Here is a 16,558-nt window from a genome sequence, read left to right on the forward strand (position 1 = left end):
AAATGATTGAATGATTAAATTTTGAATGATTAAATGGGCTTAATGCTTATTTAATCATTTTCTCATTTAGTCATTCGTTAATTCACAAATATGTCAAGAGATTTAAAATTTACTAGAAATATTGGTATCGCTGCTCACATCGATGCTGGTAAGACTACAACTACCGAGCGTATTCTTTATTACGCAGGTGTTAACCACAAAATTGGTGAGGTACACGAAGGTGCATCTACCATGGACTGGATGGTACAAGAAGCTGAACGTGGGATAACCATCACGTCTGCAGCTACAACTGTATTCTGGCCTTACCGTGGTAACAAATACCAAGTTAACGTTATTGATACTCCAGGACACGTGGATTTTACCGTAGAGGTAAACCGTTCGTTACGTGTATTAGATGGATTAGTTTTCTTATTTTCTGCAGTTGATGGTGTTGAGCCTCAATCTGAAACTAACTGGAGACTAGCTAATAACTACGCAGTTCCTCGTATTGGTTTCGTAAACAAAATGGACCGTTCTGGTGCCGATTTCCTTAAAGTTGTAAAACAAGTTAAGGATATGTTAGGTTCTCACGCTGTGCCATTGCAGTTACCAATTGGTTCTGAAGATAGCTTTAAAGGCGTGGTTGATTTAATCAACAACCGTGGTATTGTTTGGAATGAGCATGATAAAGGGATGACCTTTACTGAAGTGCCAATTCCTGATGATATGGTTGACGAAGTTGCACAATGGAGAGAGAATTTATTAGAAGCAGTAGCTGATTATGACGAGACTTTGATGGAGAAATTCTTCGAAGATCCTAATTCAATTACTGAGCGTGAAATTCTTGATGCTTTACGTGCGGCTACTTTAGATGCTAAAATTGTTCCTATGGTTTGTGGTTCATCTTTCAAAAACAAAGGTGTACAAACCATGTTAGATTTAGTGATGGAATTATTGCCGTCGCCAATGGATGTTGAAGGCATTACTGGTACTAACCCAGAAACAGGCGAAGAGGTAACTCGTAAACCAGATATTAAAGAGCCTTTTTCTGCATTAGCATTTAAAATTGCAACCGATCCTTTCGTAGGTCGTTTGTGTTTTATCCGTGTTTACTCAGGTAACTTAGAAGCTGGTTCTTACGTTTACAATGCTCGTTCAGAAAACAAAGAGCGTATTTCTCGTATCTTCCAAATGCACGCTAACAAGCAAAACCCAATTCCTAACGTAGGTGCTGGTGATATTGCTGCGGTAGTAGGCTTTAAAGATATCAAAACTGGAGATACCCTTTGCGAAGAGAAAAATCCAATTATTTTGGAATCGATGAACTTCCCTGATCCAGTTATCGGTTTAGCTATTGAGCCTAAAACTCAAGCTGACGTAGATAAATTAGGTATTGCTTTAGGTAAATTAGCTGAAGAAGATCCAACCTTTAGAGTAGAGACTGATCAAGAAACTGGTCAAACTGTAATCTCTGGTATGGGTGAGCTTCACTTAGATATTTTAATTGACCGTTTAAAACGTGAATTTAAAGTAGAGGTTAACCAAGGTGCGCCTCAAGTAGCATATAAAGAGGCTATCTTCGGTACTGCAGAGCACCGTGAGGTTTATAAAAAACAATCAGGTGGTCGTGGTAAATTCGCGGATATCAAAGTTGTTATTTCACCAATTGATTCTGATTTCGAAAAAGGTGGTTTACAATTCGTAAACGAAATTACAGGTGGTGCAATTCCACGTGAGTTTATCCCTTCGGTAGAGAAAGGTTTCGCTTCGGCAATGACCAATGGTGTGTTAGCTGGTTATCCGCTTCCAGATATGAAAGTACGTTTGATTGATGGTTCATTCCACGCAGTCGATTCAGATGCTTTATCATTCGAGCTTGCCGCTCGTATGGCCTATCGTGAGGCGTTGCCTAAGTGTAAGCCAACGTTGATGGAGCCTATCATGAAAATCGAGATCTTAACCCCAGAAGAAAACATGGGTGACGTAATCGGTGACATGAACCGTCGTCGTGGTCAGTTACAAGGTATGGACACGCGTAATGGTGCTCAAGTAATCAAAGCATTAGTACCACTTTCTGAGATGTTCGGTTATGTAACTCAGTTGCGTACCATCACTTCGGGTCGTGCAACGTCTACAATGGAATTTGATCACTACGAAGCAGCGCCTAAAAACGTACAAGACGAAATCGTTGCTAAATCAAAAGGCAGAGTGAAGTCTGAAGATTAGTTAAGATAAAGGATAAAGGAACAAGGATCAAAGACCAATATGCCTAAGCATCAAATCTTTTATCCTTGCTCTTTGTTCTTTAATCCAAAAATAAATCCGACACTTGTTATTAATAGCTCTAACAGGTTGTCATAATTAAAAATAAAATGAGCCAAAGAATTAGAATTAAATTAAAATCTTACGATTACAACTTGGTAGATAAATCTGCTGAGAAAATCGTAAAAACTGTAAAGCCTACAGGCGCAGTAGTTAGCGGACCAATTCCGTTGCCAACAGAGAAAAAAATCTTCACTGTATTGCGTTCACCGCACGTAAACAAAAAAGCTCGTGAGCAGTTTCAATTGTGTGCTTATAAACGTCTTTTAGATATTTATAGCTCAAACTCAAAAACAGTTGATGCTTTAATGAAGCTTGAATTACCTAGTGGTGTTGAAGTAGAAATCAAAGTTTAATGATTTTAATATCACATTGAAAAAGCTCCGAGGATTTTATTCTCGGAGCTTTTTTGTTTGAGCGTATTTAGCGTGAGTTCGGGTTAAGTATTTTTACAATTCTTGAGAAATTTGCATTGAACGTATTTTTTTTAGCTCGCCGCCGCTGGGCTCTTACTTTTTGACCGCAAAAAGTAACAAAAGCTCTCGGTTGCTTATTTTTCTTTCAAAGAAAGTGTTTTGGCTTATTGGTGCGGCCCGAAAAATAAGAGACCGAAGATTAGCTGAACGAAGATTTGAAGCGCTATCGCTAGCGAATAGCATAATTTTCTTATCCCAAACTCACGTTATTTAACCAATCATGGGTCTTGATCCGTCATTGCTAGGCACGAAGCAATCCTACAACTATTGCCGGCAACAAAACCTCCGCTTTAAGATTTTTCATTACTTTATTTTTTTCTTCATCTGCATTCAAGCTTGCTACGCAGGTGCTTCGTGCCTAGCAATGACGATCATACTTAATTGCTATTGAAATAACAATTTGATAATCAATACAAATAACTGACGTTATTTAGTCTAATTTCCTAAAAAGATTTGTTTAGATAGGTTTTAAAATAACTGCCCATCACATCTACAAAAGCTTTTGCAAATGCTGGTCTGCCGGCAGCATCACGTACGCCTTTGTAATTGCTTTCAATCTGCCAACCGAAAACATTAGGGTATTTGCTCGATGTGTATCTAACTGTGTTATAGCCCCCGTTAAAGTATTTATCTTCTTCTAAAGGAGCTACATCTTGTTTAGAGGGTACAGCATCGAAACCTTCCTTGGTAATTAAAGTTCCAAACGCATTTTGACCAATTAATAGTTGTTCAAGGTCTAGGCTTTTATCGCTGGCAAGCAAATTAGCTACAGAAGATTTTGTGGCCTGTTTGCTATTTTTGGCATCCGTATTTCTTAACTCTTCTGCTTTTAAAAGGTAGCCCACCTCTAAGCGTTGTTTGGTATGTCCGTGCCCATGAAGGTCGATATAGATTGCCTTCCCAAATTTTTTGGTAGCTAATGCTAGTGCCGTGTCAATATAGTCGTGAAACTGGTTCCAAGGTTTTTCCATGGCTTTGTTACCACAGGTTCCTTCTTCTAGGTCGCGGTTTTGGTCTACATTTTTTCTAGATAAATTAGAGATGATAATAAATGGCCTTGCCTTGTATTTTGCCAAGAAAGCTGCTTCTATCTCTTTAGCTAGTTCTATAGTCTTAGAATCTGTAACGGTAACTGCTCCTTTGCAGTTGCGTAGTGGAACATCTGGTAAATTTATTGCACCGCCATGTGGCACACTAATGATAAGTGGCAAATCGCCCACAATAAATTCTGTCCATTTTTCATCGTCGGTGTAGGTTTTGCCCGCTTCCCATTTTTGAGCATAAGCAAAGCTGCTAACTAAAAGCAGCAATAAAATTAGTCGAATACATTTCATTTTATGTAGCATTTATCTTTTTACATAGATAGACTGATGAACTCAACTGTGGTACCGTTTTGTAATCATAATTTTTGTTATGGAACGGTGTTTTTTAAAAAACTGGAAAAAAGTGAAACTAAAATAGGTCCTATTTATTTCGATATCAGTCTATCATATAGTTTTGAGGATAAAATCATTTTCCTCAATGCCAACCTAACCACTAACAAACTAATACATTTATATGAGAAAAGTTTACGTATTGCTTTTACTTTCTCTGTTGCTCGGCTTTGGTGCAACAGCGCAAACAATTAGATATGTAAAGGCGGGAGCTAATGGCGACGGTGCTTCGTGGGCCACTGCTTCGGGAGATTTACAGGCTATGATTAACGCTTCTGCTGCTAAAGATGAGGTATGGATAGCCGCAGGTACGTACAAGCCAAATAGAAGAGCTAATGCCTTAGAAACCATCACTGTAAATGATAGGTTCAATGCTTTTGTGATGAAAAAAGACGTGGGGGTTTTTGGAGGTTTTGCAGGAACGGAAACTTCTAAGGCCAATAGAGATTTTGTAGCAAACACATCGGTTTTAAGTGGAAATATAGGTAACGAAGCTATTGATACCGATAACACGTACCACGTAGTTATTGCAGCTGATGATTTGGGAACTGCTAAATTAGATGGTTTTACCATTACTAAAGGATATAGCAGTGGTACAGGAACTACCTCTGCTGTTACCGTAAATGGCAGGGCTATTCCAGCGAGCCGTTCGCCGGGGATCATCAGCTATTATAGCAGTGCTGAGTTTGTAAACCTCATCATCACAGAAAACGTTAACGCATCTACGGATCAAAGTGCTGGCGCAATTTATATTTTTTATGGGTCGCCTAAATTCACTAAAGTTCAATTTATCAATAATCGAACGGTTTCTACTGCTGGTGGGGCCATATTTGTATTTGGTTCTACTACACTTCGTAGTCAACCAGAGTTTAACGAAGTAGATTTTATAGGTAACCAAGGTATTTCAGGGGGCGCTGTTGTTATTTCGGCCTATGGCGAGTTAAAATTCAACAAGTGTAAATTCATCAATAATAAAGCCCTTACTACCAATGGTGGCGCTATACACATGTTTTCTGCTACAGCCACTGCTGAAATAAAAGATTGTACATTTTCTGGCAATCAAGCAACGGTTAGCGGAGGCGCCATTTACAACGGTTACAATTTACCAATTACCATTTCTGGTTCTACTTTTACCAATAACATAGCTACTACTGGTTTTGCAGGCGCTATTTATGCCGTAGGTAAGTTAAGTATTGAAAAAGGAGAATTTACTGGAAACAAATCATCTGCTGGCTCGGCTGGGGCAATTTACTTAGGCACTAACACCAACGAAATAAATATTGAAGGAAATACTTTTAAAGACAACGAGGCTGCTAAAGAGGCGGGTGCTATTTATGTAACTTCGGCTAGCCCAATAATTAAGAACAATAGATTTTACAACAACAAAGCGGTAGATTTTGGAGGAGCTATTTATACTTTGGGCGGTTTGCCAAGCTCTTTGAGCGCACCTACCATTGTTGGAAATATTTTTTATGCCAATACAGCAACAAGCGCTACAGGCTTGGGCGGTGCAGTTTATATCGGCGATAATAGCGCTCCTTTAATTGTAAATTCAACGCTGTATGCAAACACAGCAGATAAAGGTGGTGCTATTGGATTATCAAATGTTAGTGTTTTAGCCAAGGTTTATAATAGCATTATTTACGGTAATACAGCAACAGATGCCACCACTACAGATATCTATGGTGCAAGTACCGATAATTTAGATATTCAGTACACACTTACGCAAAACTATGGTACAAATGGTGCTGGCGGCAATATTGTAGGCAGTGATCCCGAGTTTGCCAGTGTAGATGTTGCAAACAATAATTTTTTAAAGTTAACGGAAGATAGTTGGGCAGTAAACGCTGGTAATAACAATATGGTTCCAGCAACTGCCACAGTAGATATTGCGGGTGTAAATAGGATTATGCACGCTGTAGTTGATTTGGGAGCTTTAGAATACGATGGGGATTTGCCTCCACCATATACGGTAGATATTGACGAAAATTCGCCTGTTGGTACTTATGTAGGCAAGCCAACATCTAGGTTGGGCGGCACATTAACCTGGGAGTTTTTCTCTGGAAATATTAATGATGCCTTTGCTATTAATGCAACCACTGGCGAAATTACTGTGAATAAGAGTACCGAGCTAGATTACGAGACGAAAAGTATTTTTAATTTATTTCTAAAGGTTAGCAACAACTTTGGTTTGGTTCAAAATCTGCCGGTGTTGGTAAATTTGAATAACTTGATGGAAAAACCTCAGGCGCCGCAGCTAACTAATCCTAAGGTTAACGATGTGATCATAAGCTACCGTCCTAAGTTAATAGGCGTGGCAGAGCCACTAAGTACAATTACAGTTTACGTTGATGGTGTAGCTTACGGTACAACCGCTTCTTCGGATCCTTTGGGTAATTGGAGATTAGATTTTTTGGATGAGGTTACTCCTGGCACACACTCTTTTCACGTGGTAGCAAGTAATGCCTCTGGAACCAGTGAGGCAAGCGATGCTGTTACCGGTACTTTTAAATTATACACAGGGCAAGTGGTGGTAAGTAATATCCTTACGCCAAACGGAGATGGCAAGAACGACCTTTGGATAGCTCAGGATTTGTCATTAATGTACCCAAAAAATGAAGTGACAGTGTATGATAAGTCGGGTAGGGTAGTGTTTCAAAAGTCAAACTATCAAAATGATTGGGATGGTACCTTCAACGGCACTCCGTTACATACCGGTACGTATTATTACCACATCAAAATTGGAAATGACCTGAAACCAATTAAAGGCACACTTACCATATTGAGAGGAAGATAGGCTGCGTCAAAATGTCGAAAAAAAATGATTGTTAACCAAATTACAATGAGAAGAAATAACATTGCTCTTATATCGCTTTTAGCTTTAATATTTTTAATTACCAATAAAACAACGGCACAGGTAAGCCCGCCTATGTCTATGTATTACCTAAACGAATATTTGTATAATCCTGCTATGGCAGGTAAAATACAAGGGCTAAACTTGGGGCTTTCTTATAAAAATAACCTAACTGGCAGCAACGGGCAAACGGTAGGCAATACCATCACAGCAGATTATGGATGGGGAAAGAGCGGTTTCGGTATTTTTGTGAATACCGATAAGGACGGCTTACTTAACGTAAACAGATTTGCTGCTTCGTATGCTTATGATGTGCAACTATCCGAAACTGGAAATTTAAGGTTTGGAATATCGGCAGGTGTTACCACGCTAAAAGTTAACACGGGAGATATTATTGGCGATGCTACCGATTTGTTGCCAGCACAATATGACGATTATGTTTTTGATGGCGACTTGGGAGCGCATTACACCAATGATAAGTTAAGTTTAAGTGCAGTTGCGCCAAATTTACGTAACCTCATTTATTCAGATAATGTGAGTGATGGCTACAACTATAGCAAATTTTATTTTTCGGCAGCTTATCAATTATTGGATGGACCAGTAAAACTAACCCCAAAGGTTTTGTTTAGAGGGGTAGACGGCTACGACAGCATCATTGATGCTGGTATTAACGCACAATTTGCCGAAGACCAATTTAATTTATTGGCATTTTACCATAGTAGTAATAGCTTATCTTTCGGTATCGGTTTTAATCTTCTAAAAAAATATCAGATGCAGGCTTCTTACTCGCTTCCTATTAATAATAATCTTAAAAAATACACTTATGGGGCTGTAGAGTTGGGTTTAAGAGTGAATCTATCTAAATAAATGCTTGCAAAAGGCCTCCGTGTGTGAGGTCTTTTGCTTTTTACGTATGTTGATGATGTTAAAGGTGGCGAAAGCTTTCCTTTTTTTGTTTTTATAGGTTTTTGTATTGAAAAAACAAAAAAGTTTTGATTAATAAATAAGGATTATTAATTTTAAGTAACCTAAACCACAAGCTAGCTAATTAGACTGTTACAGTTTATGCAGCACAACTTATTTTAATGGCAGTTTACGATTTAACAGCAGAAAGGCTATTGTTAAAAGAGATCTCTGATGGGAATTCTTTGGCTTTTAATAAGATGTTTTGCCTTTACAGAGGCAAGATATTGGCTTTTGTAGATTCGTTTGTGCATAGCAAGGCCGACGCTGAAGAAATTGTCCAAGAAACTTTCTTGGTAATTTGGCAAAATCGAGAGAAATTGTTAACGATAGAGCATCCACGTAACTATATCTATACCATTGCCCGTAACAAAACTTACGATTATTTGGCTAAAGTTAGTAGAACAGAAAAAACAATCAGTAATGCTTGGGTAAATACGTCTGTATCTCTTAATAACGTAGACGATCAAATTAATCTTAAAGAAAGTGCATTTTTGATTAACAAGGTTTTACAAACGCTTTCGCTCCAAAAGCAAGAAATTTTTAATATGAGCCGTAACCAGCACATGAGCCACGAAGAAATAGCCCAAGCTGTAGGTTTATCTAAAAGTCGCGTTAAAAATGTAATTGTAGAGGTGCTTAAACATTTAAAATATCATATTGCTAAACATCATATTGTAGTGTCTTTATTGATGCTGTTAAAATCTGTTTTTTAGTTTCCAAGCTTCTAATATATAGTGTAATAGTGCTTTTCTGAAGCTTTTTTATTTTCTATAATTTTTTTTCAAAAAAAATGTCGCTTAGGCGGTCCGTTGCTTAGTCTTATCAGTCTATATAAAACAACGAAAAACCTAAACCAACATTTTATGAAAAAACTCTACTTTTTAATTCTTGTTTTGTTAGGCTCTCATTCGCTTTTTGCACAAACCATTCGGTATGTTACGCCTACAGGTTCTGGTAATGGTACAGGAAGTTGGGCAAATGCATCTTCTGATTTACAAGGTATGATAGATGAGCTCTCTAGTTTGGATGCAACTGCTTTCCCTGATAGACAGATATGGGTAAGTGCTGGAACTTACTATCCGACACAAAATGTGGCAGCTACTGCAGAGAATAGAGATAAAGCTTTCGTATTAAAAAATGGTGTGAAATTATTTGGTGGATATAATGCTACCACTGGTGTTAGGGATCATGTTAATAATATATCGATTTTAAGTGGAGATTTAGGTGCGATTGGAGATAAAAGCGATAATTCTTATCATGTAATTACTGCTCGAGTTGATGATCTTAGTTCTGCTAAAGTAATTGTTGATGGTTTTACAATTCGTGATGGTAATGCTAATGGTACAGGAAGTGTAACCGCTGGTGTTGTGCTAAATAGAAATCAGGGAGGTGCAATTAGCTTGCGTGGTACTGGCGCTTCAAAGCGGATAGAATTTCGTAATTTAGTGATTACGAATAATGAGTCGACTAATTTTGGTGGTGCGGTATATGCGCATATTTCTTTAAACGCCAACGACACCGAAACCTTGTTATTCGATAATGTAAGGTTCGAGGCGAATAGCGCCGGTGATGATGGGGGAGCAATCTATTTTTTACGAGGAACTAACTCGCCTAGTGCTACAATCATTAACTCTTCATTTGTAGGAAACTTAGCGAATGGTAACGAGGGAGGAGCAATTTTTTCAAATAGCTCTTCAACTAAGTTAACTATAACGGGTTGTACATTTGATGGCAATAAGGCGGCAACTGGAGGAGCGATTAATGCTGCGGGAGTTACTAATATCACTAGTTCTGTTTTTAAAGATAATGAGACTAGTGGCAGTGGTAGTGCTGTTTATTTGGTTCATTCTGGACTTTCATCTACAATTGAGAAGACATCTTTTGAAGATAATACTTCAACCGGAAATTATGGTGCTGTATATTTTTCAAGTGGTACCACTACATTTACAGGTAAATTGGTAATTTCTGCCTCTAAGTTTATGCGTAACGTAACCTCGGCTGGTAGCGGAGGTGCATTGTTTGTGTATTCTGGCGAGGTAAATGTCGCCAACTCACTTTTTGCTCAAAATGAGTCGAACGGATCTGGTGGAGGCGCAATATACATCGGTTCAGGAACTGCTACTCCCTCTGTTGCAAAGTTGATAAATAATACTTTTTATGGAAATTTGGCTAATGGCACTGGAGTAGGTGGTGCGGTTGCCTATTTCAATAATAGCACCGCAGTAAATATAGAATTTAATAACAATATTTTTAATGCGAATAGTGCAGGGGGAAGTGGTGACGATACTAGATCTCCTTTATTGGCTGCAGGTTCGTACAAGAATAATTTGTTTCAATTAACTCGTGCCAATAATGGTTCGAACTTGGTTGGAAACGTTTCTGATGCGTCTCCCACCATGCTTTTTGTAAGCACAGATCCTTCGAACTCAAATTTCTTAAAGCTTGTGGCGGGAAGTATCGCCTTGAACGCAGGTGGTAATTTATTGATATCTGGTGGTTTAGATCTCGATGGTAACAGTCGTATTCGTGATGTTAACGTTGATATGGGAGCTTACGAGCTACAAATTGGAGATGATCCACTTCCTGTGGCGCTAACGTCATTTAGTGTTGCTAAAAAAGGATCAACCTCAGTAATCACTTGGAAAACCGAAAGCGAGCAGAACAACCAAAAATTTGTGATAGAGAGAGGTTCTTCAGCTACCAATTTTACTTTCTTTAAAGAAGTTGCTGGCGCCGGAGATAGTAGCACACCTTTAAGTTACACCGTAACCGATTTTACGCCGCTAGCTGGTACTAACTATTATCGCTTAACACAGTACGACAAAGACGGAACAGCAAAAGTGCTTGGAGTAGAAGCTGTAAAATTTGATTTCACTGTAGCAAAAACTTCTGTTTATCCAAATCCTGCAAGTTCTTATGTAACCGTAAACTCAAATGCAGCAGAAGGTATTGTATCCTTAAATCTAATATCTTTGACAGGAAAAACCATATTGACCAATAATTACGCTCAGTTGGCTAATGAAAGTGTAAAACTTGAATTAGCCAATATACCTACTGGAACTTATATTTTGTGGATCAACAAAGGTAAGCCGAACGCAGAAAAGCAAACATTATTGGTCGTGAAGTAAATTAACGACAATAAATGTATAAATGGACAAACAAGAGCATCAGATGACACTAGGAACAAACAACAGATTAGCGGAACTTTTCCAAAAGTATGTAGATAAGAGCATTACCGAAGAGGAATATGCGGAGTTGTTTGTTTACATCCGAAATCCGGAAACCAAAGAGCAGGTATTAGCTTTTATGGATGAGCATAATAAAAAAGTACAATCTGATGCGCTTGTACACGAAATTGATTGGGATGGGATGTATCAAAACATTACCAGCCCAAAAAAGTCGGTTGGTCGTAAACGCTATGCTTTTTGGAAGTATGCTGCCGCAGCCGTTGTATTTTTAACAGTGGGAGCTACAATTTACTATGCTTCGCAGCCTGTAGTAAATAAAAAGCCGTTGGCCTACCATAACGATGTTTTGCCGGGGGGCGATAAGGCAACCTTAACCTTGGCAGATGGATCGCAGATTGCTTTAAGCCAAAATTCGACCGGACAGTTGGCTACGCAGGGCGATATCGCTATTCATCGAGATGCAAAGGGGCAAATTGTTTATATGGTAAAGGGAAACGAGCAAGACGATTCGGAGAAAATCAATACTTTGTCTACACCCGCTGGCGGTAAATTTAGCGTGGTTTTGTCTGATGGTAGCAAAGTTTGGTTAAATGCCTCATCTTCTATAAGGTTTCCTGCGGCTTTTTCAAAGCAAGCTAGAAGAGTAGAAATTAAGGGCGAAGCTTACTTTGAAATCGAAAAAGATGCTGCTAGACCTTTTTATGTAAATAATGGAAGCTCAGAAATTAAGGTATTAGGCACACATTTCAATGTAATGGCTTATCCAGATGAGTATCGTTCTGAACTTACTTTGCTCGAAGGCTCGGTGCAGTTTACCAAAAATGGCCATTCGGAATTGTTGAAGCCTGGGAAGCAAATTTTGTTTACCGAAAACGATAACGAAACCAAACAAGTTAATGCCAATATAGAAGAAGTGATGGCATGGAAAAATGATCTTTTCGTTTTCAACAATACCAATATTGATGAAGTGATGAAAGAGTTGGTAAGGTGGTATGATGTTAAAGTGAAATTTGAGGGAGAAAAGCCGGACATCTCTTTTACGGGTGTAATTCCTCGTAATGCCAATGTTTCTAAGGTGCTAAAAGCGCTAGAGCTTACTGGCGATGTAGTTTTTGGTATAGAAAATAATGTAGTAACCTGCGAAAGAAAGAAGATGGCGAAATAAAATAAAGAAGTAAAAAAGCCTTTCTCGGCGGCAACCAAGAAAGGCAGACTAGGCTTCAAAAAATAATAAACAACAAGACTATTTATTCAAAACCCTTATATACAAATGTATGAAAGAAAAAATACATTGTAGATTGTCGTGTGCTATTTTTAGTAACGATTTTTCGACTAAACCAAAACAACTATTTAAAAAAGCTTTACTGGTTATGAAGATCATTGCCGTAATAGTGTTTGTTTTTAGCCTGCATGTAAGTGCCAAAACTCTTGGCCAAAATGTAAGTATCAAAAAGGAAAACATTACACTAAAAGATGTATTTAAGGAACTGAGATCCCAAACAGGTTATTTTTTCATTTACAACAGTAAAGAAGTGGCTGATGGTAAAAAGGTCTCGGCCAATTTTTCTAATACGCCAATAGATGTTGTGCTAACCTCGGTATTAAAGGGTTTATCCCTAAGTTATACTATCGAGGATAAAATCATTTCCCTTAAACCTGCAAGTACCACGTTACCTGCAAATACCCTATCGCCAATTGTACAACAAAATAGAACCATTACGGGTAAAGTAACCGATGGGGAAGATGGCTCTCCTTTAATTGGTGTTTCTATAAGAGTTAAGGGCTTACAGGTTGGCGCCATTTCCAATACCGATGGTAATTTTTCTATAAGTGTTGGCCCTAATGATAAATTTTTGGTTTTCTCTTATGTGGGTTATGCTACTAAAGAATTAACATTAACTGCTGCTACAAAATATGAAATTGTTTTAGCTAAAGATAGTAAGCAATTAGAAGAAGTAGTGGTGGCTTTTGGAACTACCACTCGTAACGAACTTACCAATTCGGTAACCAAGATTTCTGCAAAAGACATAGAACAAAGACCAATTAGCAACTTAAATTCTGCTATTGTTGGGGCTTCTCCTGGTGTGCAAACTACGGCGGGCAGTGGACAACCCGGCGAAGGGCCAGAGATTAGAATTAGAGGTTTTGGTTCGGTTACTGGAGATAATGCCCCGCTGTATGTACTAGATGGTGCTCCTTATGAAGGGGTAATCAGCAACATCAATCCAGAAGATATCGATAACATTTCTATCCTTAAAGATGCTTCTGCAACGGCATTGTACGGTGCTCGTGCTGCTAATGGCGTAGTTTTAATTACCACAAAAAAAGGAAATACCAATGGTAAAACTACTATTAGCGCAAAATTTACCCAGGCTTTCTCCGAGCGTGGCTTGCCTAATTACGAAACTTTAGATGCTTATCAGTATTTTCCTATTGTTTGGGAAGCCTTAAAAAATGGTACTTCTGGCTCGGCCGCCGCGGCTAGCCAAGATTTGAAAGGTTACGTTGGCTGGAACCCTTTTAACGTGGCGGATGATGAAATTGTGCTACAAAACGGACAGATGAACCCTAATGCAAGATTACTTTATCCAGATGATGTTCGCTTTAGGGAAGAACTGCAAAGACTGGGCATGAGAAGTGACATGTCTATTACACTTAGTGGAGGTTCTGCCAAAACAGATCACTATGTGTCGTTAAATTATTTAGATGAAAATGGATATGTAATCGGCTCTGATTTTAAACGCTTTTCGGGCAGACTTAGGGTAAATTCAACCCCTAGAGAATGGCTTAAATTCGGGTTAAACTTATTCGGTACTTACACCAAATCTGAGCAAGCCAATGAAAGTAGCGGTATCAACGAAAATCCTTTCTACATAGATTTAATTTTAGCACCAATCTATCCGGTTTATAAACACGATCCTGTAACAGGTGCTTATCTTTTGGATAACAGAGGAAATAAGATTTACGATCCGGGAGATTATCGCCCCTTGTTTACAGGAAGAAACGTCGTTTATGAGACAATTTACAATAGTAATCAAGTAAAAAGAAATTCACTAAACGGAGTTGCCAATGTGGAAGCCAAATTTTGGAAAGACTTTAAATTTAGTTCTAACTTTAGTTTCACGCTGGGCAACTATAGAAGCAATGTATATGATAACAGTGTGATGGGCGATGCCGTTGGTGCGGGAAGAACTACTCGTACCAATAGCATAACTAACTACCTCAACTTTAATCAGTTGTTAACTTGGAATAAAACCATCAATAGGCACAAAATAAGTGTGTTAGTTGGACACGAGAATTACCTCAACTACTACGACTACCTTTCGGGATCTCGAAGAAGTGAAGGTATTGCCGGTTTGTCGGTTTTAGACAATATGACCACCACTACGGCGCTAGGCTCTTATGATAGAGATTATAAAACCGAAGGCTATCTATCAAAATTAGACTATAGTTACAAGAGCAGGTACCTGTTCTCGGCTTCATTTAGAAGAGATGGTAGCTCTAGATTTGCCCCGCAGAGTAGATGGGGTAATTTTTGGTCTATCAGTGGAGCCTATAATATTGATAAGGAGCCTTTCTTCAAAGTGAAATGGATAGATATGCTAAAATTAAGAGCTTCTTACGGGGAAGTGGGAAATGACAGAACTGGCAGCTATTTTACTTACCAACGTTTATATACCTTAGGTTACAACAACGGTACCGAAGGCGGAGCAATTTTAACGCAGTCTGGTAATCCAAATTTGGTTTGGGAAGCCAACCAAAATGCCGATGTTGCCATTGAATTTTCTGCTTTGAAAAATAGAATTGGTGGTACTCTAGAAGCATTTAACCGTCAGTCTAGTAACCTACTTTTTGCTGTAACAGTACCTTTAACCTCGGGTTTACTTACCTATAATGATAATTTCGGTAGCATGCGCAATCGAGGTATAGAGGTGCAACTGAATGGTGTGCCTATTAAAACTAAATCCTTTAGGTGGAACGTAGATGTGAATTGGAGTACCTTCGAAAATAAAATACTAACCTTGCCTAGCTCTTATCAAGAAAGGGTAAGTGGTACTAAAAAGTATCAAACTGGTAAATCTCTATATGAGTTTTGGTTAAGAGATTGGTCGGGCGTAAATCCAGACGATGGAAGTGTGCAGTATAAAGCTGCCGATGGCTCAACAACTACTACACTTGCGAATGCCGCATATTATTACGCCGGAAGCGCAATTCCTGATTATTTTGGAAGCGTAAACAACACATTTACGTATAAAAACTGGTCACTACAAGCCTTGTTTATTTATCAGGTAGGTGGTTATACTTTTGATAACGATTACCGCTCGTTGATGTTTAGAGGCGGTACCACTACCAATGGTAGAGCCTTGCACGTAGATATGTTAAAGCGTTGGCAAAACGCTGGCGATATTACCAATATTCCAAAGCTAAGCACTTCGGGTAGTATTTCTGATACCGACCAATGGTTAACCAAATCTGATTATTTAAACCTTCGTACCGTAGCCTTAACCTACAATTTTCCTAAAAAGTTTTTATCTAGGTTAAAACTAACCAACGCTAAAGCCTATGTAAATGGTGAGAATTTATTTATCACGTCGGCTAGAAAAGGAATGGACCCCACACAAACTTACACTGGCGATGCCGAATATACCTACGCTCCTTCACGTATCGTAAGTTTTGGTTTAAACATCACACTATAGAATTATCAGTCATGAAAAAATATTTATCGATTTTACCAGTGTTTTTGTTTTTGCTAACACTAGGTTCTTGTAAAAAAGATTATTTAGATACTACACCATCTGACCAGATTGATGCAGATAAGATATTTGATAATATCACTAATGTAAAAGTAGCTTTAAACGGCGTGTACCGTGCCATGTATATGCAATATTCAGACCAGGAGCAAGATGGTCGCCCGGCTATCATGATTACTATGGATTACATGGGCGAAGATATAGTACATACCGCCACAGGTACAAGTTACTTTAGAGGGGCTTACCGTTGGGTAGACCACCGCTCTGAGCTGAATGATTTACCTTATTTTGCTTATCGTTTATACTACCGCATCATCGCAAATGCCAATATTATCCTAGAAGGTATAGATAGGGTGCCAGATGCTACCGAAGCACAAAAAAATGTAATTAAAGGCGAGTGTTTGGCCATTAGAGGTTGGGCGCATTTCATGTCGGTACAGTTGTTTGGTAAGAGATACGATGCCGAGGCTTTGCTTAATGATCCTACTGGAGCTAATTCTCCTTTGGTAACATTGGGAGTGCCAGTGGTTACCAAGTACTTCATTAGATCCGCAACCAAGAAATACCGTTGCCGAAGTATATAATCAGG

General features: G+C 38.6%; 10 protein-coding genes. 9 read left to right on the forward strand and 1 reads right to left on the reverse strand.

Annotation, left to right across the window (positions count from 1 at the left end; all coding sequences use genetic code 11):
- The first annotated feature begins 90 nt into the window (after window positions 1–90).
- Window positions 91–2,205 (forward strand): elongation factor G, encoded by a 2,115-nt coding sequence (gene fusA / locus OVA16_RS09710; RefSeq protein WP_267765223.1) that lies wholly within the window; start codon window positions 91–93, stop codon window positions 2,203–2,205.
- A gap of 146 nt (window positions 2,206–2,351) precedes the next feature.
- Window positions 2,352–2,657, forward strand: coding sequence for a 30S ribosomal protein S10 (gene rpsJ, locus OVA16_RS09715; RefSeq protein WP_008244591.1), 306 nt, complete (start codon window positions 2,352–2,354; stop codon window positions 2,655–2,657).
- Window positions 2,658–3,220: 563 nt separating this feature from the next.
- On the opposite strand, the gene OVA16_RS09720 is transcribed toward rpsJ, so the two are convergent.
- Entirely contained in the window at window positions 3,221–4,111 is an 891-nt protein-coding gene (locus tag OVA16_RS09720) for a hypothetical protein (protein ID WP_267765245.1), read from the reverse strand.
- 223 nt (window positions 4,112–4,334) lie between these two features.
- Here OVA16_RS09720 and OVA16_RS09725 point away from each other — a divergent pair, with 223 nt between their 5' ends.
- The 7 genes from OVA16_RS09725 to OVA16_RS09755 all read left to right on the forward strand — a co-directional run bounded on the left by OVA16_RS09725 (window position 4,335) and on the right by OVA16_RS09755 (window position 16,553).
- Complete coding sequence (locus OVA16_RS09725; protein WP_267765246.1) at window positions 4,335–7,007, forward strand: gliding motility-associated C-terminal domain-containing protein; 2,673 nt, start codon at window positions 4,335–4,337, stop codon at window positions 7,005–7,007.
- 45 nt (window positions 7,008–7,052) lie between these two features.
- Window positions 7,053–7,931 (forward strand): PorP/SprF family type IX secretion system membrane protein, encoded by an 879-nt coding sequence (locus OVA16_RS09730; RefSeq protein ID WP_267765248.1) that lies wholly within the window; start codon window positions 7,053–7,055, stop codon window positions 7,929–7,931.
- 218 nt (window positions 7,932–8,149) lie between these two features.
- The gene (locus tag OVA16_RS09735; protein ID WP_267765250.1) at window positions 8,150–8,743 is read left to right on the forward strand and encodes an RNA polymerase sigma factor; all 594 of its coding nucleotides are present in this window, start codon (window positions 8,150–8,152) and stop codon (window positions 8,741–8,743) included.
- 150 nt (window positions 8,744–8,893) lie between these two features.
- Window positions 8,894–11,158, forward strand: coding sequence for a T9SS type A sorting domain-containing protein (locus OVA16_RS09740; RefSeq protein ID WP_267765251.1), 2,265 nt, complete (start codon window positions 8,894–8,896; stop codon window positions 11,156–11,158).
- Between the two features lie 22 nt (window positions 11,159–11,180).
- Window positions 11,181–12,383 carry a FecR family protein gene (locus OVA16_RS09745; protein WP_267765253.1) on the forward strand — a complete coding sequence of 401 codons (1,203 nt, stop codon included), beginning with the start codon at window positions 11,181–11,183 and terminating at the stop codon, window positions 12,381–12,383.
- Window positions 12,384–12,588: 205 nt separating this feature from the next.
- A complete protein-coding gene (locus tag OVA16_RS09750) occupies window positions 12,589–15,915 on the forward strand; it encodes a TonB-dependent receptor (RefSeq protein ID WP_267765255.1) in 3,327 nt (1,108 codons plus the stop codon).
- An 11-nt stretch (window positions 15,916–15,926) separates the two neighbouring features.
- Entirely contained in the window at window positions 15,927–16,553 is a 627-nt protein-coding gene (locus OVA16_RS09755) for a RagB/SusD family nutrient uptake outer membrane protein (protein ID WP_267765256.1), read from the forward strand.
- The last annotated feature ends 5 nt before the right edge of the window (window positions 16,554–16,558 follow it).

It is taken from the genome of Pedobacter sp. SL55 (genome assembly GCF_026625705.1).
In the GTDB taxonomy this organism is placed as follows: Bacteria; Bacteroidota; Bacteroidia; order Sphingobacteriales; family Sphingobacteriaceae; genus Pedobacter.

Bases quoted from the DNA above. Each gene is read 5' to 3' on its own strand.
- fusA (WP_267765223.1), top strand. From the start codon at position 91: ATGTCAAGAGATTTAAAATTTACTAGAAATATTGGTATCGCTGCTCAC.
- rpsJ (WP_008244591.1), top strand. From the start codon at position 2,352: ATGAGCCAAAGAATTAGAATTAAATTAAAATCTTACGATTACAACTTG.
- OVA16_RS09720 (WP_267765245.1), bottom strand. From the start codon at position 4,111: ATGAAATGTATTCGACTAATTTTATTGCTGCTTTTAGTTAGCAGCTTT.
- OVA16_RS09725 (WP_267765246.1), top strand. From the start codon at position 4,335: ATGAGAAAAGTTTACGTATTGCTTTTACTTTCTCTGTTGCTCGGCTTT.
- OVA16_RS09730 (WP_267765248.1), top strand. From the start codon at position 7,053: ATGAGAAGAAATAACATTGCTCTTATATCGCTTTTAGCTTTAATATTT.
- OVA16_RS09735 (WP_267765250.1), top strand. From the start codon at position 8,150: ATGGCAGTTTACGATTTAACAGCAGAAAGGCTATTGTTAAAAGAGATC.
- OVA16_RS09740 (WP_267765251.1), top strand. From the start codon at position 8,894: ATGAAAAAACTCTACTTTTTAATTCTTGTTTTGTTAGGCTCTCATTCG.
- OVA16_RS09745 (WP_267765253.1), top strand. From the start codon at position 11,181: ATGGACAAACAAGAGCATCAGATGACACTAGGAACAAACAACAGATTA.
- OVA16_RS09750 (WP_267765255.1), top strand. From the start codon at position 12,589: ATGAAGATCATTGCCGTAATAGTGTTTGTTTTTAGCCTGCATGTAAGT.
- OVA16_RS09755 (WP_267765256.1), top strand. From the start codon at position 15,927: ATGAAAAAATATTTATCGATTTTACCAGTGTTTTTGTTTTTGCTAACA.